22 protein-coding genes are annotated in these 21,640 nt (G+C 45.4%); 4 read left to right on the top strand and 18 right to left on the bottom strand.

Annotated elements, in window-relative coordinates; all coding sequences use genetic code 11:
• Window positions 1-59: 59 nt before the first annotated feature.
• The 16 genes from FHW36_RS13450 to FHW36_RS13375 all read right to left on the bottom strand — a co-directional run bounded on the left by FHW36_RS13450 (window position 60) and on the right by FHW36_RS13375 (window position 15,497).
• Window positions 60-1,832 carry a DEAD/DEAH box helicase gene (locus tag FHW36_RS13450; RefSeq protein ID WP_145669539.1) on the bottom strand — a complete coding sequence of 591 codons (1,773 nt, stop codon included), beginning with the start codon at window positions 1,830-1,832 and terminating at the stop codon, window positions 60-62.
• A 203-nt stretch (window positions 1,833-2,035) separates the two neighbouring features.
• Entirely contained in the window at window positions 2,036-3,346 is a 1,311-nt protein-coding gene (gene rimO, locus FHW36_RS13445) for a 30S ribosomal protein S12 methylthiotransferase RimO (RefSeq protein ID WP_145669529.1), read from the bottom strand.
• Between the two features lie 221 nt (window positions 3,347-3,567).
• Window positions 3,568-4,449, bottom strand: coding sequence for a cupin-like domain-containing protein (locus tag FHW36_RS13440; protein WP_145669520.1), 882 nt, complete (start codon window positions 4,447-4,449; stop codon window positions 3,568-3,570).
• A 209-nt stretch (window positions 4,450-4,658) separates the two neighbouring features.
• A complete protein-coding gene (gene ftsY, locus FHW36_RS13435) occupies window positions 4,659-5,621 on the bottom strand; it encodes a signal recognition particle-docking protein FtsY (protein WP_145669512.1) in 963 nt (320 codons plus the stop codon).
• Between the two features lie 235 nt (window positions 5,622-5,856).
• Window positions 5,857-6,030: a DUF4295 family protein gene (locus FHW36_RS13430; protein WP_145669504.1), complete on the bottom strand. Its 174-nt coding sequence runs from the start codon at window positions 6,028-6,030 to the stop codon at window positions 5,857-5,859.
• 74 nt (window positions 6,031-6,104) lie between these two features.
• Window positions 6,105-6,287 carry a 50S ribosomal protein L33 gene (gene rpmG / locus FHW36_RS13425; protein ID WP_079468086.1) on the bottom strand — a complete coding sequence of 61 codons (183 nt, stop codon included), beginning with the start codon at window positions 6,285-6,287 and terminating at the stop codon, window positions 6,105-6,107.
• A gap of 30 nt (window positions 6,288-6,317) precedes the next feature.
• Entirely contained in the window at window positions 6,318-6,554 is a 237-nt protein-coding gene (gene rpmB / locus FHW36_RS13420) for a 50S ribosomal protein L28 (RefSeq protein WP_089759466.1), read from the bottom strand.
• Between the two features lie 194 nt (window positions 6,555-6,748).
• Entirely contained in the window at window positions 6,749-7,336 is a 588-nt protein-coding gene (locus tag FHW36_RS13415) for a carboxymuconolactone decarboxylase family protein (protein WP_145669495.1), read from the bottom strand.
• Between the two features lie 89 nt (window positions 7,337-7,425).
• Entirely contained in the window at window positions 7,426-7,980 is a 555-nt protein-coding gene (locus FHW36_RS13410; protein ID WP_142685120.1) for a peroxiredoxin, read from the bottom strand.
• 428 nt (window positions 7,981-8,408) lie between these two features.
• On the bottom strand, window positions 8,409-9,320 hold the full coding sequence (locus FHW36_RS13405; RefSeq protein ID WP_222429070.1) for a serine hydrolase: 912 nt from the start codon (window positions 9,318-9,320) through the stop codon (window positions 8,409-8,411).
• A 44-nt stretch (window positions 9,321-9,364) separates the two neighbouring features.
• Complete coding sequence (gene bshB1 / locus FHW36_RS13400) at window positions 9,365-10,093, bottom strand: bacillithiol biosynthesis deacetylase BshB1 (RefSeq protein ID WP_145669485.1); 729 nt, start codon at window positions 10,091-10,093, stop codon at window positions 9,365-9,367.
• Window positions 10,094-10,128: 35 nt separating this feature from the next.
• Window positions 10,129-10,626 (bottom strand): hypothetical protein, encoded by a 498-nt coding sequence (locus tag FHW36_RS13395; RefSeq protein WP_145669476.1) that lies wholly within the window; start codon window positions 10,624-10,626, stop codon window positions 10,129-10,131.
• Window positions 10,627-10,672: 46 nt separating this feature from the next.
• Window positions 10,673-11,224, bottom strand: a complete 552-nt coding sequence (locus FHW36_RS13390) for a DUF4294 domain-containing protein (RefSeq protein WP_246121148.1) — start codon at window positions 11,222-11,224, stop codon at window positions 10,673-10,675.
• A gap of 153 nt (window positions 11,225-11,377) precedes the next feature.
• Entirely contained in the window at window positions 11,378-12,379 is a 1,002-nt protein-coding gene (locus FHW36_RS13385; protein WP_145669467.1) for an alpha/beta hydrolase, read from the bottom strand.
• A gap of 132 nt (window positions 12,380-12,511) precedes the next feature.
• Window positions 12,512-14,992, bottom strand: coding sequence for a cytochrome c biogenesis protein CcsA (gene ccsA, locus FHW36_RS13380; protein ID WP_145669458.1), 2,481 nt, complete (start codon window positions 14,990-14,992; stop codon window positions 12,512-12,514).
• Window positions 14,993-15,098: 106 nt separating this feature from the next.
• Window positions 15,099-15,497 carry a cytochrome c maturation protein CcmE domain-containing protein gene (locus FHW36_RS13375; protein ID WP_145669450.1) on the bottom strand — a complete coding sequence of 133 codons (399 nt, stop codon included), beginning with the start codon at window positions 15,495-15,497 and terminating at the stop codon, window positions 15,099-15,101.
• Between the two features lie 233 nt (window positions 15,498-15,730).
• On the opposite strand from FHW36_RS13375, the gene FHW36_RS13370 reads away from it, so the two are divergent.
• From FHW36_RS13370 to FHW36_RS13360, 3 genes are read left to right on the top strand one after another with little or no spacing between them, the layout of a single operon-like run.
• Window positions 15,731-16,774 (top strand): agmatinase family protein, encoded by a 1,044-nt coding sequence (locus tag FHW36_RS13370; RefSeq protein ID WP_145669443.1) that lies wholly within the window; start codon window positions 15,731-15,733, stop codon window positions 16,772-16,774.
• Window positions 16,775-16,790: 16 nt separating this feature from the next.
• Window positions 16,791-17,378: a hypothetical protein gene (locus FHW36_RS13365; RefSeq protein WP_145669435.1), complete on the top strand. Its 588-nt coding sequence runs from the start codon at window positions 16,791-16,793 to the stop codon at window positions 17,376-17,378.
• Window positions 17,379-17,394: 16 nt separating this feature from the next.
• Window positions 17,395-18,690 carry a radical SAM protein gene (locus FHW36_RS13360; RefSeq protein ID WP_145669426.1) on the top strand — a complete coding sequence of 432 codons (1,296 nt, stop codon included), beginning with the start codon at window positions 17,395-17,397 and terminating at the stop codon, window positions 18,688-18,690.
• A 58-nt stretch (window positions 18,691-18,748) separates the two neighbouring features.
• On the opposite strand, the gene FHW36_RS13355 is transcribed toward FHW36_RS13360, so the two are convergent.
• Entirely contained in the window at window positions 18,749-19,636 is an 888-nt protein-coding gene (locus FHW36_RS13355; RefSeq protein ID WP_145669418.1) for an AraC family transcriptional regulator, read from the bottom strand.
• Between the two features lie 171 nt (window positions 19,637-19,807).
• On the opposite strand from FHW36_RS13355, the gene FHW36_RS13350 reads away from it, so the two are divergent.
• Window positions 19,808-20,233, top strand: a complete 426-nt coding sequence (locus FHW36_RS13350; protein WP_145669415.1) for a hypothetical protein — start codon at window positions 19,808-19,810, stop codon at window positions 20,231-20,233.
• A gap of 26 nt (window positions 20,234-20,259) precedes the next feature.
• On the opposite strand, the gene FHW36_RS13345 is transcribed toward FHW36_RS13350, so the two are convergent.
• Window positions 20,260-21,498, bottom strand: a complete 1,239-nt coding sequence (locus FHW36_RS13345; RefSeq protein WP_145669411.1) for an MFS transporter — start codon at window positions 21,496-21,498, stop codon at window positions 20,260-20,262.
• Between the last annotated feature and the right edge of the window lie 142 nt (window positions 21,499-21,640).

Below are 21,640 nucleotides of genomic sequence, written 5' to 3'. Positions count from 1 at the left end.
AAAAAGAAAAGGTGCCCGCTTGGACACCTTTTCTTTTTATCGCTATTCCGGTAACGGAATTAGTATTTCTTTTTGTACGGAGGTTTGTTACCGCTGCCGAAAGACTCGCGCTTATCGCCGCGGCTACCGCCCGGGCGACCGCCTTCGGAACTCCAGGTTCTCTTACGGTTACCGTCGAAGCTGCGTGGACCACGATCACCACCGCTACGGGGCCGTCTGTCGCCATCCTGCGACATTTCAATCCGCACGCTACGGCCATTGTATTCCACTTTCTTGAAAGCTTCTGTTACCTTCGCCAGTTCGTCGTTCTCTACCTCAAAGAAAGAATATACGCCCTTCAGGTCGATACGGCCAATCTTATTACCACGTAAACCAGTGTTATCGCACAGGTAACGGAGCATATCACCACGGTTGAAATCATCTACTGAACCCAGGTTAATGAACAAACGGGTAAATTTACCGTCGCTTCTGCGTGGGCCCTTGTCATCACCTATACGGCGATCGTCCTTCGCATTGAGATCCGGTGCATCCTGGTAGTAATCCAGGAACTGGTTGAACTCCAACGAAGCGAAACGTTTGATCAGCTCTTCCTTGCTCATTGTTGCAAACTCTTCATTGATACGCTCCATATAAGGCTCGATCTGCTCATCGTTTACTACAACATTATGTACTTTATGCACCAGGCCAAACAGTTGTTTTTCACATACTGCAAAACCATCCGGCACTTCCGATTTCACAAATTTCTTTTGGATCACCCGCTCAATCTGGCGGATTTTACCAACATCGCGACTGCTGATAATAGCAATAGAGATACCTGATTTCCCCGCTCTACCGGTACGACCACTTCTGTGGGTATAGTTTTCTACGTCATCCGGTAAGTCGTAGTTAATTACGTGCGTTACGTTATCTACGTCGATACCGCGCGCTGCCACATCGGTAGCCACCAATACCTGTAAGGCTCTTTCACGAAAACGCTTCATTACCTTATCACGCTGTTGCTGGGTCAGGTCACCGTGGAGGGCATCCGCATTGTAACCATCTTTAATCAGCGATTCAGCGATTTCCTGGGATTCAATCTTGGTACGGGTAAAGATGATACCAAAAATCTCAGGATTGAAATCCACGATACGTTTGAGGGCCGCATATTTATCACGCGGACGCACTACATAGTATTCGTGTTCTATATTAACGTTACCACTGTTTTTACTACCGACAGTCAGTTCAAATGGATCTTCCATGTATTTCTTGGCGATCCGGCGAACTTCCTGTGGCATAGTAGCCGAAAACAGCCAGGTAGTTTTACCTTCCGGTGTATTAGATAAAATACTGTTGATATCTTCCTGGAAGCCCATGTTCAGCATTTCATCTGCTTCATCCAGTACGGCGTAACGCACATTTTCAAAGTTGATGGCGCCACGGTCGATGATATCCAGTAAACGGCCCGGAGTTGCCACTACAATGTGTACACCTCTTTTCAGCTCGCGCAGCTGTTGCACGATGCTGGAACCGCCATATACCGCTACGATGCTTACTTCGCCGAGGTATTTACTAAAGTTTTTCAGATCATTGGTGATCTGGAGACAAAGTTCACGGGTAGGACATAAGATCAGTCCCTGTGGTTTATTAATCTTCAGATCCAGCTGTTGCAGCAAAGGCAGACCAAAAGCTGCCGTTTTACCAGTGCCCGTCTGGGCAAGACCTACGAAATCGCGGTCACCTCCTAACAATACTGGTATTGCCTGTTCCTGGATGGGGGTTGGGGAAACAAAACCCAGGTCTGTAATTCCCCTTAAGATGGACTCTTGTAAGCCCAGTGATTCAAATGTTGTCATTGATTTGCATTAATCAAGCTCCGTCGGGAGCTGTGGATATGGCTTTTAGCTATTTGCTATCGGCCGTTAGAAATATTATTTCAGCTATCAGGTGTTTGCCATTAGCTGTGTGGCCGCCGGTGTTTACGGCTGGCGCTTGAATCGTGTTGCCTCGTTTATAAAAATAATGTGGCCGGAACGAATCGCCGCCGGGTCCCTACCCGTTAACTCAGCAGTTCGCCTTCCAGGTCGTAGTCGAACGCCTTGGTAATCCTGACTTCCACGAAATCGCCTGATTTCAGGCGTTTGGTGGTGTCAATGATCACCTCATTGTCTACTTCCACAGAGTCGAATTCTGTACGAGCCAGGTATCTACCCGCTTCTTTCTTATCTATAATTACCCTGAATGTTTTCCCTACTTTCTCCTGGTTTTTCTCAAGAGAGATTTCCTGCTGTACTTCCATGATTTCTTGCGCTCTTCTCTCCTTTTCTTCTGCCGTAATATCATCTTCCAGTTCATAGGCGCTGGTACCTTCTTCGTGGCTGTAAGTAAATACACCCACCCGGTCGAAGCGCATTCTTTCCAGGAAACCTTTCAGTTCTTCCACGTCATCCTCCGTTTCACCAGGGAAGCCGGCTATCAGGGTGGTACGTAAACAGATACCCGGCACTTTTGCCCGGATATTATGTACCAACTCTTCAATTTCTTCACGGGTAATCTGACGTTTCATGGCTTTCAACATGGCATTGGAAGCATGTTGCAAAGGCATGTCAATGTATTTGCAGATATTGGGGAACTCGTTCATCACATCCAGTATCTCCATAGGAAATTTGGTGGGATATGCATAGTGGAGTCGAATCCACTCCAGCCCTTTTACACCTGCCAACGCCCGCATCAGGTCTCCCAGGCGACGTTGCTTATACAGATCCAAACCATAATAGGTCAGCTCCTGTGCAATCAGCATGATTTCTTTTACCCCTGATTTTACCAGCTTTTCGGCTTCCTTTACCAGTTCCTCAATCGGTTTGGATACATGGCTACCACGCATCAGCGGGATGGCACAAAAAGAACAGGTACGGTTACAGCCTTCGGCTATTTTCAGGTAAGCATAATGAGAAGGGGTACTTAAAAGTCTTTCTCCTACCAGCTCTGCTTTATAATCTGCGTCAAATTTTTTGAGGATCAATGGCAGTTCCATGGTGCCAAACCAGGCGTCCACTCCTGCAATCTCTGATTCGAGGTCGCCCCGGTAACGCTCACTCAAACATCCGGTAACGTATACTTTATCCAGTTTACCACGCTGCTTCAGCTCTACTTGCTCCAGGATGGTGTTAATCGATTCTTCTTTGGCCTTGTCTATAAATCCGCAGGTGTTCACTACCACAATATTGTGGTCACGTTTAGCACTCTCATGTACCACGTCGATATCATTAGCCGCCAGCTGTCCGCTGAGCACCTCTGAATCCACCATGTTCTTGGAACAACCAAGCGTAATAATATTAACCTTGTCTTTCTTTAAAGTTTTTGTCTTCAAGCGCGAATGTTTTTAACAAGCGGTCAAGCATTCATTGAACCGCTACCGCCACGAAGACACACAGACACTGATTGAATTTAACAGCAGACTTACTGTATGTGACTTTGAGTCTTAGTGGGGGTTGAATAAGGAAGGTGCAAAGGTAGCAAAAAGAATTGATAATTAGAAATTTATACTAACTATCTGTTAATTAGTAACTTAGCTATTCCCGAACGTATTTATCAATGTAACTCCTGTAAGGCCTTTTCTGCACGCTGCCGGGCCATTTCTCTTTTTTTATGATACCACCACTTAGGCGCCATCTTAATCATCAGGTTATTCATGCCCCGTAAACCCACGATATGATATAACCCATTAAGTTTACCCAGCAGGCTGGGATCCAGGGCACGTAAACTCATGGCAAAACCGCCATCCAGGTATTCCATATGATGCCAGTAGCCGGCGGGCATAAACATCGTATCGCCGTGATTTAATATGGTGGTATAACCCCGTGCATGCTTTAAGGCAGGAAACTGGTCCGTATCCAGGTGTTCGCTCCAGTTTACAAAATTGGCAGCGCTCTCCACGGTAAATGGCATGCGGTAAATAAAAGGAGATTGATTGTTTTCTAATAATAATACCCGTTTACGGCCTATAAACTGGGTATGAAAGATATGTGACAGGTCAATATCATAATGCATATGTGCTACTGAACCTGCTCCTCCCACGAATAACATGGGGTATTTTTTTAGAAATCCCGATGCCAGCTCATCCGGCCAGGCAAAATCTTCTACCAGTTGAGGTGCATGCTGGAAGATATTAAATAGAAAAATGCGGAGGGCTACTGGTCCTTTTTCCACCATACTCAGATACTCACCAAAAGTGATGTAGTCATCCGCCCCGTTTACCAGGGTGTTCTCATTTGCCCGTTCATTGTTGTAAACTCCTACTGTCTTGTCTCCCACTATCGATTTGAAATAATCCCATGTCCACTTTGAGTATGCCGGCCAGTTTTGACTGAGTCCCGTTCCGGCAATAATAACAGGTTTACGTGGAGTGTAGTAATGCTTCTTGAAATCCGCTGGTGTAATTCCTTCAACTCGATCTATGTTTTGTACTATCATACTTACGAATTGGTTAAAAAAGGGTACAAAAAGGGAACAATATCAAATGTAATAAATGCAGAACTATTTTAAAGAAACAAAGAACGTGCTGGAAAGTTATAAAAATGTCCGGACTCCTTCATTTGGAGCCCGAACTTCATTTTACTTAAAGTGAAATATTAAATACAATTTATTTTAATTGACAAACAGGCAATGTAATTTACAGAAAATCAGCTATTTATACTAAACAGCGAATCTACGAAAGACTCTTTATTAAACACCTGCAAATCCTCCATTTTTTCACCTATACCGATATATTTTACCGGTATTTTAAACTGGTTGGCAATTGCGAGCACCACCCCGCCCTTGGCAGTACCATCGAGTTTGGTAATGGCCAGGGCCGTTACTTCTGTGGTAGCTGTAAATTGCTTGGCCTGTTCCAGGGCATTCTGACCAGTAGATCCGTCCAGCACCAGCAACACTTCATGTGGTGCCTCTGGAATCACCTTTTTCATTACCCGCTTGATTTTGCCCAGCTCATCCATCAGATGCAGTTTGTTGTGCAAACGCCCGGCGGTATCTATGATAATAACGTCTACATCTTTGGCAGCCCCGCTCTGCACCGTATCAAAAGCTACTGCTCCGGGATCAGACCCCATCTGCTGCTTTACAATAGGTACACCGGCCCTTTCACTCCAGATCGTTAACTGATCTACTGCGGCCGCACGAAAGGTATCCGCCGCCCCCAGCATCACAGATTTGCCGGCTTTCTTAAAATTATAGGCCAGTTTACCAATGGTAGTGGTTTTACCAACACCGTTTACACCGACTACCATGATCACATAAGGCTTTTTACCAGCTGGTATGTCGAAATCACGGAAGCCACTATCCGGCGCTTCTACCAGGAGCGCTGCAATTTCTTCCTGCAACATCCTGTTCAACTCACTGGTTCCCAGATATTTATCTTTTGCTACACGGGCCTCAATCCGGTCAATAATTTTCACAGTGGTATCTACTCCTACATCCGCAGAAATAAGGGCATCTTCCAGGTTATCCAATACTTCGGTATCTACGGTCGACTTCCCTGCAATGGCGCGTCCTATCTTACTCAGGAAGCTCTCCTTGGTTTTCTGTAATCCCTGATCCAGATTCTCCTTCTTTTCCCTGGAAAATAGTTTATTGAAAAAGCTCATAGTTAGTTTAGTTGGGTATGGGTGCCCCTTTTTGAGTGATCCGGCTGCCTTACTGCAGCACCTGTTATAATAAGTTGCTAAAATACGTCTTTTGTGTTAACAATCGCGAAGCGGATTTTACCCGCAGGTGGTTCATTACATGAATCATTCTCCCGGAATAATTCCGCCAAGGGTATTAACACAAAAAGCTGTCCGTTTAACGGGACAGCTTTTCAGTATTATTAGTAAAGCCGAATTACTTTTGGTTTATGTGCTCGAGGACTTTGTCCTTGTGCACGATAGCATCCTTAAAGGTGTAAGCACCGGTTTTAGGAGAGCGAACGGCTCTGATAACCTTGGTCCAAACCTTTGATTCAGCTGCTGCTTTAGCATCTTTTACTTTCGCGTTCTTTGAAGCTACTTTTGCCATAGTATACTATTGTTTTTATGGTCTAATGGCTAATTGGCAGTATGCAAATACAGCCATTCACCATCAACAATTACTTATTTAATTTCTTTATGTACAGTCACCTTTCTCAGGATCGGGTTGTACTTCTTCAACTCCAGACGCTCAGGAGTATTTTTCTTATTTTTGTTAGAGATATAACGGGAAGTTCCAGGCTGGCCAGAAGCTTTGTGCTCTGTACATTCCAGAATTACCTGTACTCTATTACCTTTTTTTGCCATTGTGTATTACAAATTAAGTGAGTCTTAGAATTAGATTTCCTGACCAGCTGCACGCAATTCCTTCACAACTGCATACAGACCTCTCTTGTTGATGGTTCTTAAACCGTCAGCAGATACTTTTAATGAAATCCATTTGTCCTCTTCTGCCAGGAAAAAACGTTTCTTTTGCAGGTTAGGAAGAAACCTTCTGTTTGTCTTGATGTTGGAGAAGGAAACATGGTGACCCGTAATCGGCTTCTTTCCTGTCACCTGACATACTCTTGCCATGATCTAAAAATTTAGGAATGCAAAAGTCCATATTTTTTACGGATTTTGCAAATATTATTAAATGAATTTATTCACATACGCATAAAAAACGGCCTTAACACCGGTTTTACTTAATAAGCGAACACAATGCAAAAGATTGATAACCATTAGATTATCGGACAAATTTTCATCTGTCCTTTTGCCTGATATTTTTTTTACAAAAGTACAATAAGACTCCGTAACACCGCTCCTAATCTTACCGCCTCCAACACACGTTGTTGTTCCGTTCCATGTTTCACTACGGCTTCTTCGTGGGAGGTAACACACATTTCACAGCCATTGAGGGCAGACACCACCAGGCTAAGCAGCTCAAAAAACTCTTTACCCAATACCGGGTTAGCCATAATGCTCATGCGGATACCGGCAGGTGTAGCGGTATAATATTCCTTATTTACGAAATGCCTGAAACGATAATATACGTTATTGGCAGCCATGAGGGAAGTACAACTCAATACTTCGGCCGTTTCTTTTTCTGTGGCGCCTTCCTGTACAGCCAGCTTTTCGAAGGCTGGCTGCAAATCGGCGTGCCGCTCATTAACGGCTACCGCCAATCCGATCAGGTAAGCTTCTTTCTTGCTTAATGTTCCCGCCGCAATAGCATTGGTCACATTAATCTTCAGATCCTTCAGATAACGAGCATCCACGTTAGCCAGTGACTGCAGTTTTCCGGAAAGATGCGCCCCCGTCAAACCTACCGTTTCCAGCAATTGTACTGCCGTATCCTGATTTGTAGTTGCAAACATAATATGTAGATTTTCTAAAAGAGGACATTTTATGCCGGCGCTTGGCCGGTGGCATAAAATATCCCCTTATAAAATAAGTAATGAATTAATTAAACGCTCAGGGTAGCTTCACCCTTAGTCCAGTTACAAGGGCACAGCTCATCTGTTTGCAGCGCATCCAGTACACGCAGTACTTCTTTTACGCTACGGCCTACAGACAGGTCGTACAGGGAAACCCAACGTACGATACCTTGTGGATCTACGATATAAGTGGCACGGTAAGCTACTTTTTCATTGGCTTCCAGGATACCCAGTTCAGTAGCAAGAGATTTGGAAGTATCTGCCAGCATAGGGAATTGTAAACCACGGAGGTCTTCATGATCTCTTCTCCAAGCAGCATGCACAAACTCACTGTCAGTAGATGCCCCGATCAATACTGCATCACGATCCGCAAAATCCTGTGCATGTTTGTTAAATTCAGCTATTTCGGTAGGACAAACAAATGTGAAGTCTTTAGGCCACCAAAACATCACCATCCATTTACCAGAGTTTTTCAGCTCTTCGGAAGACAGTTCATAAAACTCTTTACCTTTTTCGATGGAAACAACAGCCGTTTTTTTGAATTCGGGAAACTCTGACCCTACGGATAAGATAACATTTTTCATAATTACAATTCTCTTTTTAATTTACAGACTAATGATTTTTCTTCTTTGACGCCGCAAAGATCACATTACATTCATTATTAATCAAATAGATTTTAGAAATACGATATTGAGTTTCTCTATATATATGCTTTTTCGCTGCTACTACACGTATAGGTGGAGACATGCCCGATATACACAAAAAAAATATTATGGAGTTAACATTTTAATGCTATTTCTGTAACCTTTTGGCACGTTATTTAGTTATATAGGAGGACTTAATTATTAATATTTATAGCATGGAAATGAAGAAAAAATACATTTTACTGGTGGTTATAACGATTGGACTTGCTTTGATTCCGTTTATTAAAAACAGTATCATTAAACACGATGAATTTGACGCTACCCGAGATCTGTTCATTTAGTGTTTAGCGGGTCCCATTGACCGTTACTTAATACTGCCCCAAGGCGGGGTCGGGTTTCCATGCGCTGGCCGGTTCATAGTATTGCCAGATCGCAAATCCCACCTTCCGCAATAATTGCCATGCCTCATTATCATGGTTCCATCCCTGATCCTTGTTGTTTTTGGTAATCATACAATATACATAGTCGCCACGAGGCGCATTCACCATTATCACTTCCGAACGTGATTCATCCACCGCGCCATTTTTTGACGCGGTGCGAACGTTTGGGGGTACCTGTAATATTCCCTGGGCATCCCAGTAATTACGGGTAAGATTACGATACATCCGTTCACTGGCCGTTTTATTGATTACCTCTCCCCTATAGATCATTTCCATTAACCGGGCCATTTCGCGGGGGCTCGTCTGCCCCCAGCCATATGCTTCCCGGTTCGCCTCCCGCCCTTTGGTGCGGGAATTTACCCGCAAATGCTCGAAGCCCTGCCCCGCCAGCCACTGATTGATCACCGCTCCCCCACCGGCCAGCGATTGCAGCCACAAACTGGCCGTGTTATCGCTCATGGTCAGCATCAGCATCACCACCTTATCCAGTGCTATCTGTTCGCTGTCGCGAAAGGAACCTAATATGTCTTCCCCTTTATACAATAAGGAGTCCCGGTAGAGGAGGTTTTGGTGATATTGCAGTTCGCCCGCAGCCAGTTTATTGAAAATACCTACCTGGATCACCATTTTGATCATGCTGGCGGTAGGAAATACCGTATCGGCATTGATCGCCACGGTGCGGTCCTTTCCAAGGTGATGTACATAAATGCCCGCTACGCCATGAAAGGACTGCAACATGGGCTGTAAGATGGCAGTAAGGCGCTCATCATTCTTTTGAGCGCCCGCAGCAAAGCTGATGAAAGTAAGGCACAGCAGGATGGGTAACTTCATTGGATTCATACTACCAATATAATAAAAGAACGGGCTGTTTCCCGTATTTATCCTCAGGTAGTTTTATTAATCAGGTCGGCAAAACTCTTTACGCCGATCATTTTAGCAGAAGTATAGCCTTCGGCATATTCCACGCCCACCATTTTACCCAGCATCTTTGCCCGGTAAATAACACTGTCGAAGAAACCGGCGCCGGAAATATAGGTCTGCGGTTCGTGATCCTTCGGCGCCAAAAATTGTGAGCTGAAGCTGCGGATGGCATCCAGTTTTCTTTCCATCACCGGAGTAATATCTACTACGAAATCAGGCTCGTGGTAGCGGTCCTGCAGGAAATGAAATACCTGGGCAGGGCGCCAGGCTTCCTGCTCCTGTCCATCTACGGTAGTAATTACTTTTCTTAATCCGGCCAGGAAACAGCTGTCGGCAATCAGTTTGCCGGCCCTTCCATGATCGGGGTGACGATCGTCCATAGCATTGGCCAGTACGATGTCGGGACGGTATTTGCGGATGGCCGTAATGATGGCCATTTGCTCCATGGTGTCATTTCTAAAGAAGCCGTCGGCAAGACCCAGGTTTTCCCGTACTTCCAGTCCCATAATCTTTGCCGCATCCTGGGCTTCCTTTTCTCTCAATTCAGGGGTACCTCGGGTACCCAGCTCTCCGCGGGTAAGATCTACCACGCCTACTTTCATTCCCTGTTGTGCATGTATCATCAATGTGCCGGCACATCCCAGTTCCACATCATCGGGGTGCACGGCTATAGCCAGTATATCCAGTTTCATATGCTGTAAATTGAGGTGCAAAGATGGGAAAATATTTAATCTTCTGTGCTGGTAATGATCACACCGGCTTTCTTATCCATGATACGGTATTTATCCTGTAACACCGCTTCAGAAATTACCTGGAGGGAGCGGAATGTTTTCCGGTCGAGGGTCATAAATCCGGTTTCATTCACAGGCGTTACCGGGGTACCGTTCACGATAAAATAAAAGCTGCTGTCGTTGCCATATTTATGCAACAAGCTATCGTAGGCGGGAGATTGGCTGCTTAGCAATACATTGACGCGTTGGCGGGCAAAGGGTTTGGTTTCAATATATACTACGCCATTGGCGGCCTGGCTACCGTATTTCAGGATAGCTTTTGAGCCTTTGGCAATGGTAATAACACCGATACGATCCGGGGATACCTGGCCGATAGCAGTTTGCGTAACCACCACACTGTCCAGTATATATACCGGGTCGTCGTCTGCTACAGACTGGGCCATGGCCCCCATTGATATAAACAATAAGCTGATAAGTAAGATCCTTGCTTTCATAATAATCCCTTTTCCGGTTCAGGCGAATATTACGAAGATAGCTGAATTAATTGTAGGCGCGGTAGTGCTGGTACATTTCCAGTTCCTGTACGATGATTTCTATGTCGTGGTCTTCCTGTTTATCGTAGTCACTTTTGAGGTTGCCACCAAAGAAAAAGGCTACGGTTTGCCATACGCGGGCATTGAATCCGCCTTTCAGTTCCTTGATGATGTCGTAGCAATTCTGCCCGGTTTCCCGGTCAATCAGTTTCATCAGTACTTTTCCCTGGTACACGGACAAGTTTTCGAGCTTATCGCCAAATTCGGCTTTCAGTTCTTTTTCCTTAGTGGCCAGGTAAGCTTTCCGCTCTCTTTTACTATTCATGGTAGCCAGGCGGCTGTTCACGTCTTTCAATACCCGGGCGGCTGAGCGGGCGTAGGGATAAGTTACATATACTGCATTACGCAGACGACTCCAGCGTTCCCGCTCTTTACGCAATGCCTTCGGCATTTTTTCTACTATATCCACTATGGCGAGGGTGATAACAGGTATAGTGTCTTTTCCTACTACAATGGCGTGTAAAGGTATCACGTCTGCTCCATGCGCTTCCTGTGCCATCGCCCTTGTGTAGCAAAGGGATATGCCCATTAACAGGAAAGTGGAAACAAGAAATTGTTTAAGACGGAACCGCATAGATACCTAACGTTGCTTGTATGTATAATGTTATCACAAGTTATAAAAGATTTCAGATTTGCCGCTAACTAAATAGTGTCAGTGGATGGGTGTCAAATTAAGCTTATTTATAGCGAAATCACTGATAAGCTTTTCTACGCCAGGAACATCATGCGCCACCAGCGAGCAGCCCATTACATGCCCACCGGCATTGGGCACAGGAATGGCTTCTTTCAGGGAGGCAGGTGTCCCTAATGCTTCCTCCATTTGCAGGATAGCGGATACTTTTACGGTAGGGTCCTGGTGTTCTTCATCCTTATAATAATATAAGTTGAGCACCGGCTGGTGGATATTTTCAAATGTTTCCTTCGTCATAGAAGATTCCAAAAGGCTTTCCAGCTGTACTACTGCTTCCAGGCGGTAACTGTTGTACCAGTATTTGGCCACTTCCGGGTTGGTGTCTTTTCCCCGTCTGAAATCGCCTTTATTAACAAGCCGCGCCAGCTGTAGTCCCCAGGGATTATTAGCCAGGAATGCGAGGTTGTCATTGATCGCTATATTGGGCGACATATTGATCACAGCATATACATCATTGGGGTACGCAGCTGCCAGCTTGAGCGCCAGGGTACCACCGGTAGAAGTACCTACCAGGATAACTTTGTCTCCCAGGGCCTTGCCTATGCTCAATGCCTCTTCCGCATCTTTCCATAACCCTTCTGCCGTCATATGCAGCAAGGGATCGCTGGTATCGATGCCATGCCCGTCGAGCCGCGACAGGTAAAGGTTACAGCCGAATTTTTGTGCAAAATTGCGATGCACGGGATTTCCTTCCTCCTGGCTGGCGGAAAAGCCATGCAGGTATACCACCGCATAAGGTGTTTTATGGAACCCTGAGTCCTGCCACACAATGCGGGCCTGGTTATCAGGTTTGAGGAGGTGCCGGGATTCCTTCGCAGCTATATAGCTGTTGAGCGCCGGACCAGCCGCCGGAACGGGCGGTAAGACACGGCTATATACCGGATCTGCTGGTTTGGGACCCAACAGATATACCACCAACAATGTGGCAATAACGATGAGGGATATACGTAACCACCTGGGCATTACGAGGATTTTTAATAAGATTAAATGTAGATAAGATTTCTGATATGCCATACACGGCGGGAACATTTAATAAAGAAAAAATCCTCCAACGGACCAGCCGCTGGAGGATTCCTTTTATTAAATATCTCCCGGTTATCTTCTTATTCTCTGGAAAATACTCATAGCAGTACCTATAATCGTAATGATTATGCCCAGCCATAGTACATTGATATAAGGGAATATCATGGCTTTCATTACAATGTAGTCGTTGAAGCCCGTTGATTCCTTTACTTTCAGCTCAATCTTATTTTCCGCAGGTAAAATCTTAGAGAACCTTACGTTCAGCGACAATGGCGCCAGGGTGTCTTCCACACTGTACTGGTAGCTGCTGTCGCGGATAAAGTAAATGGGCTGTAACTTAAAGTGATCGTCTGTTTGGGTATATACTTCCAGTTCTGCTCCTACTGCCAGGTCGCCGTTTTGCGGAATATAGTTGCGGCTTTCCGGTTTGGTATTTAACCCTTTAAGCACCATGAACCCTTTGGAGAAGAAGATGGAATCGCCCTGTTTAATTTCATGCGTCACGTATGCTGTAGTATCCGCTTTTGCTTCTTCTTCCTTATTGGGCGCAGCCGATACATAAGTAAAGATATCGCGGGTCAGATAGTGGCGGGACGCAGGATTGGAAGAAATAGCGTTTTCCTTCCTGTTTACAAACGCATCCGGGTAAAGGGTAAATTTCTCCAGGATATTACCTGTTTGCTTATCCTTTTTCTCGTAGTGTACAATGTAATAAGTTTTCGGATCGCCTTGTGCGATAGAGTCGCCGGCATAGGTGACATGGTACTCACCCATCTGAACCGGTACATCTTTCGGCAACATGATATTTTCGCGCGGATTTTGCTTGCTTTCCTTTCTAAAGAAGCCGTCATTCAGCATTCTCATCTTATCCAGGGAAATTACTTCCATCCTGGATGAGGAGATCAATATGCCCAGCAACACCATCCCAAAACCGATATGCGCCACAGAAGCGCCAGCATTTTTGAGTTTGCCTTTCAGCCCGGAAAATATGTACACAAAATTACCTGTAATAGCATAAATGCTGGCAAAGAGCATCAGGTAAATGGCTGTCAGGAATCCTGCGCCATAGTTATCGTAGGTGATGGTCCCTTTCCAGGCTACCAGGCCGGTAAGCAGCAATGCCAGTACAGTAGGCACGGCCAGCTTCCTGGTCAGCTGTCCACGCGGAGTGTCTTTGTATTTCATGAATTGTACAATGGCGGTCAATACGCCCAATACAATGGCAATCCAGACCTGGATTTTATTATAGTGGAAAATAACATCCGATGGTGGCGCGATGTCATTCATTTTAAACAATGTTTTCAACCCAGTAGCGCTGAGCACTTTATTCCATACCGGGATAGAGGTAGTGAAGGTAATCTGGATGCCTGCAATCAGCAGGATCAGCGAACCTACAAACAGCCAGAACTCACGGGAGTAGCTGCTTTCCTCTTTCCGCACCGTAGGAATTTCTTTCCTGCGCATCACCAGCAGTGCAATAGATGGTATGGTAAATACCAGCATGGCAAACAGTAGTTGGGCGGTCATTCCCATGTCTGTAAAGGAGTGTACAGAGGTATCTCCCAAAATACCACTCTTGGTCAGGAAAGAAGAGTAGAGGATCAGGATATAGGAGATGAAAAAGAAGAATACGGTAGATTTCAGCGAGTGGCCGGTCGATTTATAAGCCAACAGGGTATGCACACCCGCTACCATGGTAAGCCAGGGCACCAATGAAGCATTTTCTACCGGGTCCCAGCCCCAGTAGCCGCCAAAGTTCAGGGATTCATATGCCCAGGCAGCTCCCATCATAATACCGGTACCCAGGAGCGCTACGGCAAAGAGTGCCCAAGGCTGCACTGGTTTTACCCAGCCGGTGTAGTCGCGGGTCCAGATGCCGGCAAAAGCAAAGGCAAACGGGATGATCATGGAAGCGAAGCCCAGGAATAGGATTGGCGGGTGTATCACCATCCAGTAGTTCTGGAGGGTTACGTTCAGGCCATTACCATCGTGGATATGCTCCATATAGTTAGGTGTCTGGAATATAGGCGCCTGTTGATTTTCAGCAGCCTGGCGGAGGAGCATGAACGGATTGCTGCCCACTTTATACCCCAGGATGAAAATACCCAGCAACATGCTGGCCATAATCAGCTGTGCCAGGGAGAAGGTGGTCATTACCGGGGCTTCCCATTTTTTGGAAGTACGGATCAGGATCACTCCCAGGATACTGTTCCAGATGCTCCAGAGCAGGAAGCTACCTTCCTGGTCAGACCAGAGGCTGGATAATAAATATTGAATAGGCAAGTCGCGGGAAGTATTGCGCCAGGCATATTTATATTCGAAATAGTGATTATACAGAATATGATACAGACAGGCAAAAACACCAATAACTGCGGCAGATTGTATAATAAAAGACCAGCGGGCCAGTCTTTTCCAGGACTCCTGTAAAACGGGATCCTTTAATTTAACCACGTTATAATAAGCCACGGTGGCTACCATGGATGCTACAAATGCCAGTATGGCAAAGAAGTGGCCTATCTGGCCTGGCAGTAAATGTTCCCCTACAAACTTCATAAAATTCCTCTGAGATGTGAATATTCCGGCATTTGAAAGCTTTCACGCGATACCGGCTTACTTCGGGAAGTAAGCTGATCACCTGTAAAACCCTCAAACAATTAAATTACAGTTGTTTATTGCCTACGACAACCTGGTCGTCCTTGTATTTGGAAGGACATTTCATCAGTATTTTGCTACAATGGAATTCATTGCCTTCCATTTTACCGGTGAGCACGATAGACTCTGCTTTTTCAAAGTCGGTAGGTTTAGCTCCGTAGAATACTACTTTATGTGATTCCCCGGTTTTATCGTGTACATAGAAGCTGAACAAGTTAGCATCTTTTGTTGGATCATAGCTCATGGCCTGGAGGGTATCGAGCTTACCAATAACATGGAACTCCTTCCCTTCCTTTTCCCTTGCGGTTGCGAAAGTTTCATAGGTACTGAAATCTCCCACCATTGTGACGATCACTCCAATTGCAATGGCAATTACCACCAGCAGAATAATATTTGTTTTTTTCATATGAAAATTATCTTCCCTATTTGACATAAGCGGCAAAACCCACTACCAGCACACGATTACACTTTCGTCCTTTTTGCTCCTCTCTAATTGTTTCCGATCGATCGGCAAAATTAAGTCAAAATGACCTTCCTACGGCAAATTTTATATAAAAGGCAATTCTTTTTCCGGGAAGGAAGGCTGGAAGTAAACAGAATCCTATCTTTGCGCCGAATTTAGAAAAGTACGATTTTATCATGGCAGATTTATCTCAATTTGACCCTAATTCAGTTGGCCTGCTGTCCAACAACGTTTTCGGCTTACCTTTTTCCGAAGAAGAAGCGCGCCTGGTATTATTACCAGTACCCTGGGAAGTAACGGTATCGTATAATAATGGTACTGCCCGTGGACCGGAACATATTTTCCGCGCCTCTTTCCAGGTAGACCTTTACGATGCGGATGTAAAAGATGGCTGGAAACAGGGTTTTTACATGCGTGAACCAGATAAGCACCTTTTGCTGCGCAGTGATTACCTGCGTAAGGAAGCGGAGTTGTACCTGAAATTCCTGACTGAAGGGGGAGATATTTCCGAAAACGAATTCCTGAAGAAAACGCTGGTAGATGTGGGTAATGGTACCCGTGCGATGAACGAATGGGTATACAACCAAACCAAGGCTTTACTGGAAAAAGGCAAACTGGTAGGCCTCGTGGGTGGCGACCACAGCACGCCCCTGGGCTTTTTCAAAGCTATTGGCGAAAACAAGGGCGAATTTGGTATCCTGCAAATCGATGCGCATTGCGATCTGCGCGATGCTTATGAAGGCTTCCATTATTCGCATGCTTCTATTATGTTTAATGCATTGGCCGAAGTACCGCAGCTCAGTAAACTGGTGCAGGTAGGTATCCGCGACTATTGCGAAGAAGAAGTAGATTATATCAATAATAGCGAAGGTCGGGTAGTGACCTTTTTTGATAAACAGATCAAAGAAAGACAATTCGAGGGTGAAACCTGGAAGTCCATCTGCGATAGCATTGTGGACGCCTTACCGCAACAGGTGTATATCAGCTTTGATATAGATGGACTGGATCCGAAATTATGCCCCAATACCGGTACGCCGGTGGCTGGTGGTTTTGAAGCAGAGCAGGTATATTATCTTTTCAGACGTGTACTGGAAAGCGGGCGTAAGCTGATTGGCTTCGATCTGAATGAAGTGAGTGCTTCCCATGATGAATGGGATGCCAATGTGGGCGCCCGGGTACTGTTTAAGCTCTGTAACCTGTTGATCAGTTCTAATTCTTAATCTTACATTTCCATTCATGCACCGTTTGCGCATCCTGCATCCTAATACCAGCAGCAGAATACGGTTATTACCGATTATGCATGGCCTCACCGGCATACTGTTTTTGTTTAATGCCATTGGCGTGTACCGTAGTCCGCAGCCCAACTGGTTCCTGGTATTTTTCTTCCTGGTAGTAGGAATAGCCTGTATTGGCTTCCCTTTTATGATGAGGAAATTTAAAAAGTTTACAGAAGCCAATACGGTAGCAAGGATGATAGAAGCCTTTATTTGCTTCACCGGCAGCCTGTATTTCCTGTCGCACCTGTACCCGGTTACAGCGTTGTTGCTATTTGCAGTAGGTAGTTGTATGGCCTATGTAGGTTGGATGGAGTACAAAATATTCCAGCCTTCTTATGTAACGATGGACAATACCGGTATTATCCTGCCTACCCTCTTTTCTAAAAGGCTGGTTGGCTGGAACGAACTGAATAACGTAATTTTGCGGAACGACCTGCTGACAATAGACTATAAGAATAACAAGATTTTGCAACTGGAAGTACTGGATGAGCTGGGGCAGGAACAAAGAACTGCATTAAATACCTTCTTTCAGAGCAGGGTTCAATAATTTATAAAATCACCCGATGTTAAAACAAACACCTTACATATTATATTCCGACGGTAAAGGAAATATTTTTGAAGATACCAGCATGTATGTTACCGGCCGTAGTGGCTGGGATGCATGGCCGGTAGAAGTGGATGAATGGATTGAATTACCGGAAGGAGGTAATCTGTATGAGTTGCCTGGCCGCCGCGGTATTGGCATCAATGCCGAAACCGGCGACATGCAGCTTTGTGAAAAGGGCTGGGCCGTAGCCGCCTTTATTCCGCCGGCTCACACTGGCTTTTACCTGGCAGCCTACGAAACCATGCCTGATGCGCCTACCCTGCCGCTGTTTTGTTACACCGCTGTGGGTTGGCTGGATGGTAAATTTTATGTACCAGCTACCCGCATTGAAGCCGATATCCGCCAGGAATGTGCAGGATTTGATGCCAAAAAAGTAAAACAAGGGGTAAAAACCCTACTGGAAGCGTATCCCCATAACCGCCTGGTACAGCACCTGGCTGAAAACTGTGCGCTGACTTATGAATGTCCTGCTGCCCGTAATTATTTTATGGGGAGATGGGAATGCCCGATTCCTTCTTCCCCAGCATGTAACGCCAATTGTGTAGGTTGTATTTCCTTCCAGCCGGAAGAAGAAAGCATTGTATCCACGCAAGACAGGCTGCGCTTTAAGCCCACTGCCGAAGAAATCGTGGAATATACGGTTCCTCACCTGGAAACAGCCCCTTACCCCATCGTGAGCTTTGGCCAGGGTTGTGAAGGAGAGCCTTTACTGATGTGGGAAACCATCCGTGAGTCGATTCTTGAAATACGCAAACATACGCCTAAAGGCAGTATCAATATCAACACCAACGGAAGTAAGCCGGATGCCGTAAGAGCCTTGTGTGAAGCAGGTTTGAACAGTATCCGTGTAAGTATGAACTCCGCCCAGGAAAAATACTATACGCCTTACTATCGTCCGAACAATTACACGTTCGATGATATTGTAGAGAGCCTGAAAGTGGTGCGTGAATTTGGCGGATGGACGTCTATCAACTACTTTGTGTTTCCAGGTATGACTGATAGTGCCGATGAATATGAAGCACTGCGCAAGCTGATTAAGGAAACAGGGCTGAACATGATCCAATGGCGCAACTTCAATATTGATCCTGACTGGTACCTGGGAAAGCTGGGTGTTACTGAAACCGGCGAATGCCTGGGGGTAAAACAATTACAGGAATTGATACGTGAAGAATTCCCGGACGTTAAATTCGGTTATTTCAATCCACCGATCGAACGTATTACCGGCGACTATATGAGCGATTTTGCCCACTAATTGATACGGCCTTTGGTAGTTTTCCCGGTTGTTTCCGGTCAATTGCCAAAGGCTATTTTTATTCCGCCACCTCTTCAAAGCGATATTGTCTGGCATAGGCAGAAGGCGACATCCCCGTCACCTTTCGGAACACCCGGTTAAAAGTAATAGGATTGTTGTACCCTGTAGCATAGGCCACTGCAGCAATACTATCGAAATCGCCGTTAATAATTTTCTTACAAGCTACATTGATCCTGATTTCATTCAGGAACTCGAGGTAGGTTTTGCGGGTATGTTTCTTAAAGTATTTGCAGAATGCATACGTTGTAAGATGTGCTACTCCCGCAATCTGGCTCAGAGAGATATTTTCTGCATAATGTTCCAGCGTGTACTGGTAGATATCATTCATGCGCAGGCCTTCCGATTCGCTGTAGGAATGGCGGGAAAAGCCGGTGGATAGCGATTTCCAGTCTTTCACCTGTTTGGAAAAATACACCAGCATGCCTACAAATGCCAGGAGTCGCTCAGCACCGGAAAGGCGGGAAATCTTTAAAATTTCCGCTTTCATCTTTTCCTCGTGTATGGCAGGTAGCTGCAGGCTGTTAGCCGTCAGTTGCAGAAATTTCCGGACGCTGTCCATTTCCTTCAGGGAAAATAATCCCTGCAACGCATGTTCATGATCGAAGAAGATATGGATGGCGTGGATATTCTTCTCCTGTAAATTTTCAAAATAGCGGGCATCCCCTTTAAACATATGCGGTTGGTTAGCGCCAATCACATAAATCTCCCCTGCCCGGAATGGCTGGGTATAATTACCTGCAATCAGCGTCCCCTCCCCTTTGATGATGAGGGTTACCTGGGCCTCTTTGTGCCGGTGCAGGTAGTTATAAAAGTAGGGTAAAATGTCTTCCTGTATGACCACCGCTCCTTCTTCAGCAACGGGGACCGTGAATTGAATGACTTTCATTAACCAATTTTACTAGTTTTTCTGCAAAATTACCGATTTGAAGACAATAATTGTAAAGTGTTGAACAATATTGGGTCATTAACACCTACTTCTCATGATGAATTTCTAATATGTAACGAAGCGGGAATTACTTAAATTAAAGCATTGTTTCATCTAAAAAATATAACCCACATGAAGAAGCATTCCTTTTTATCAGCGCTTTTCCTGTTATTACTGACCGCCAGTAGTTTTAGTTTACCTGGGGCTACGCCCAAAAAAGAGAAGAAGGGCAGCCATACAAAAGCTAAGAGATGTAGTCCAATTATTACTGTTTATAAGCAGGCATCTGCAACAGTATCGAGCATGCAGCTAACATTCGTGCCTACTGGCGCCTCGGTAATAGTTGCTAATCCGACCTTCCCTTATGTATTTCCTCAAATGGGGAATGGCGATTATGTTATCAAAGTATGGTTTTCCAGTGTGCCAGCTCAGGGGGTGTATGTAGGGCTCAATGATCTTTGCGCGCCGGCGGTCAATAAAGTCGCTACGCTTTCATTTTATGCCGCTGAATGTCTTACTCCATTTGATATCAATATTACCAATTATCAGTGTTTATAAAATAGCTGCCTGTATCCGTCTCCGCTTTATACGGCGGCGCCGGATGCAGGTACTGTTTTTTCTACTCCCAGCTTTTTTTGCACCCAGAGAAATCCTCCACCGGCCAGTAAAGACCCCAGCGCTGTAATAGCCCACCAGGGCTTAAATCCAAGATGTTGTACCACAAAGGCCCCTGTAGTAGGCGACACAATATTGGCGAGAGAATAGGAAATAGTATAAAGCGCTGCATATTGACCGCGGTTATGATCGCGGCTCCGGGCAATCCAGAAGCTATTCATAAACGGGAGACAGAACATTTCCCCAAAAGTGATGACCATCATAAATACGGCGGCGAGGGCCCAGAAAGGAGGCATTACCGACAATAACAGGTAAGCGGTACATACCATCACTGCGCCCCGCGCTATAAACACCAGGTTGGGCTTCGTCCCTTCCAGCCGGTATACCATCACCATTTCCAACACAGCGATCATAATGCCATTGAGCGACATAGTAAGTCCGATGGCCCACTCTTCCATGTGTATGATTTCTTTATAGTACAGGGGTACCATGCTGGTGAACTGGAACATACAAATGGCGCTGAGCGTAGCGAAAAACAGGAACCAGAGGTAAATATGGTCTTTCCATACTTTATCTTCCGGCTTCACAGCAGCCTTTATTGCTTTGGGCGGCGCCGGAACAGGGGGAAGGAAAATACGCATCAGGAGGGCCGCCACCATACAGGTGCCTCCATCTACATAAAAAAGCAGGTGGTAATTGAAACTGGCCAATATACCTCCTATGGCTGGGCCTACTGACCATCCAAGGTTAACGGCCAATCGGTTGAGCGCATAGGAACGGGTCCGGTTTTCGGGCGCGCTATAGGCCGCAATGGCAATACTGTTGGCGGGCCGGAAGGCATCACCTACAGAGCTCATCACAAATACACAGATACAAATTTGTTCAAACGTGCGCATTTGTCCCAATAAAACGAACAATAATCCGTTAGAGAACAAACTCCAGAATTGTACCTGGTAGAAACCTATTTTATCTGACAGCCATCCGCCCAGCAATGCGCCTACAATAGCGCCAGTACCAAAGCAGGCCATTACCAGCCCTGCCTGGGCAATGCTGAAGTGCAGGTGTTGGGTAAGGTAAACGGTCATAAACGGAATTACCATCGCTCCGCTCCGGTTAATCAGCAGCACGAGCGATAACCACCAGGTGGCGGGGGAAAGACCAGTATAGGCGTTTTGATAAAGTCGAACGGTTTGTTTTATAAGGTTCATAAAAATTGACTCAAATAAATAGCAAAAACAGGATTAACAGCATAGTTTTTGTAAAGATCCGGAATTCATCTTTTGGATAGTGATTATTTTTTCTGGCGCAAAAGATTAACTTTGGTCTAAACAGGCGCTCAATAAGGTTATC

The organism is Chitinophaga polysaccharea (assembly GCF_007829335.1).
Classification (GTDB): Bacteria; Bacteroidota; Bacteroidia; order Chitinophagales; family Chitinophagaceae; genus Chitinophaga; species Chitinophaga polysaccharea_B.
The sequence above is the reverse complement of the archived record's forward strand: the minus strand, read 5'-3'. Positions and strand labels throughout refer to the sequence as shown.

Excerpts from the sequence above, each read along its gene's own strand:
- FHW36_RS13350 (WP_145669415.1), top strand. The coding sequence starts at position 19,808 with ATGAAGAAGCATTCCTTTTTATCAGCGCTTTTCCTGTTATTACTGACC.
- bshB1 (WP_145669485.1), bottom strand. The coding sequence starts at position 10,093 with ATGAAACTGGATATACTGGCTATAGCCGTGCACCCCGATGATGTGGAA.
- FHW36_RS13345 (WP_145669411.1), bottom strand. The coding sequence starts at position 21,498 with ATGAACCTTATAAAACAAACCGTTCGACTTTATCAAAACGCCTATACT.
- FHW36_RS13360 (WP_145669426.1), top strand. The coding sequence starts at position 17,395 with ATGTTAAAACAAACACCTTACATATTATATTCCGACGGTAAAGGAAAT.
- FHW36_RS13430 (WP_145669504.1), bottom strand. The coding sequence starts at position 6,030 with ATGGCAAAAGTAGCTTCAAAGAACGCGAAAGTAAAAGATGCTAAAGCA.
- FHW36_RS13395 (WP_145669476.1), bottom strand. The coding sequence starts at position 10,626 with ATGAAAGCAAGGATCTTACTTATCAGCTTATTGTTTATATCAATGGGG.
- FHW36_RS13370 (WP_145669443.1), top strand. The coding sequence starts at position 15,731 with ATGGCAGATTTATCTCAATTTGACCCTAATTCAGTTGGCCTGCTGTCC.
- rpmB (WP_089759466.1), bottom strand. The coding sequence starts at position 6,554 with ATGGCAAGAGTATGTCAGGTGACAGGAAAGAAGCCGATTACGGGTCAC.
- FHW36_RS13450 (WP_145669539.1), bottom strand. The coding sequence starts at position 1,832 with ATGACAACATTTGAATCACTGGGCTTACAAGAGTCCATCTTAAGGGGA.
- FHW36_RS13415 (WP_145669495.1), bottom strand. The coding sequence starts at position 7,336 with ATGTTTGCAACTACAAATCAGGATACGGCAGTACAATTGCTGGAAACG.
- FHW36_RS13355 (WP_145669418.1), bottom strand. The coding sequence starts at position 19,636 with ATGAAAGTCATTCAATTCACGGTCCCCGTTGCTGAAGAAGGAGCGGTG.
- FHW36_RS13365 (WP_145669435.1), top strand. The coding sequence starts at position 16,791 with ATGCACCGTTTGCGCATCCTGCATCCTAATACCAGCAGCAGAATACGG.
- FHW36_RS13410 (WP_142685120.1), bottom strand. The coding sequence starts at position 7,980 with ATGAAAAATGTTATCTTATCCGTAGGGTCAGAGTTTCCCGAATTCAAA.
- FHW36_RS13385 (WP_145669467.1), bottom strand. The coding sequence starts at position 12,379 with ATGCCCAGGTGGTTACGTATATCCCTCATCGTTATTGCCACATTGTTG.
- FHW36_RS13440 (WP_145669520.1), bottom strand. The coding sequence starts at position 4,449 with ATGATAGTACAAAACATAGATCGAGTTGAAGGAATTACACCAGCGGAT.
- rpmG (WP_079468086.1), bottom strand. The coding sequence starts at position 6,287 with ATGGCAAAAAAAGGTAATAGAGTACAGGTAATTCTGGAATGTACAGAG.
- FHW36_RS13390 (WP_246121148.1), bottom strand. The coding sequence starts at position 11,224 with ATGGCACAGGAAGCGCATGGAGCAGACGTGATACCTTTACACGCCATT.
- ftsY (WP_145669512.1), bottom strand. The coding sequence starts at position 5,621 with ATGAGCTTTTTCAATAAACTATTTTCCAGGGAAAAGAAGGAGAATCTG.
- FHW36_RS13375 (WP_145669450.1), bottom strand. The coding sequence starts at position 15,497 with ATGAAAAAAACAAATATTATTCTGCTGGTGGTAATTGCCATTGCAATT.
- ccsA (WP_145669458.1), bottom strand. The coding sequence starts at position 14,992 with ATGAAGTTTGTAGGGGAACATTTACTGCCAGGCCAGATAGGCCACTTC.
- FHW36_RS13405 (WP_222429070.1), bottom strand. The coding sequence starts at position 9,320 with ATGAATCCAATGAAGTTACCCATCCTGCTGTGCCTTACTTTCATCAGC.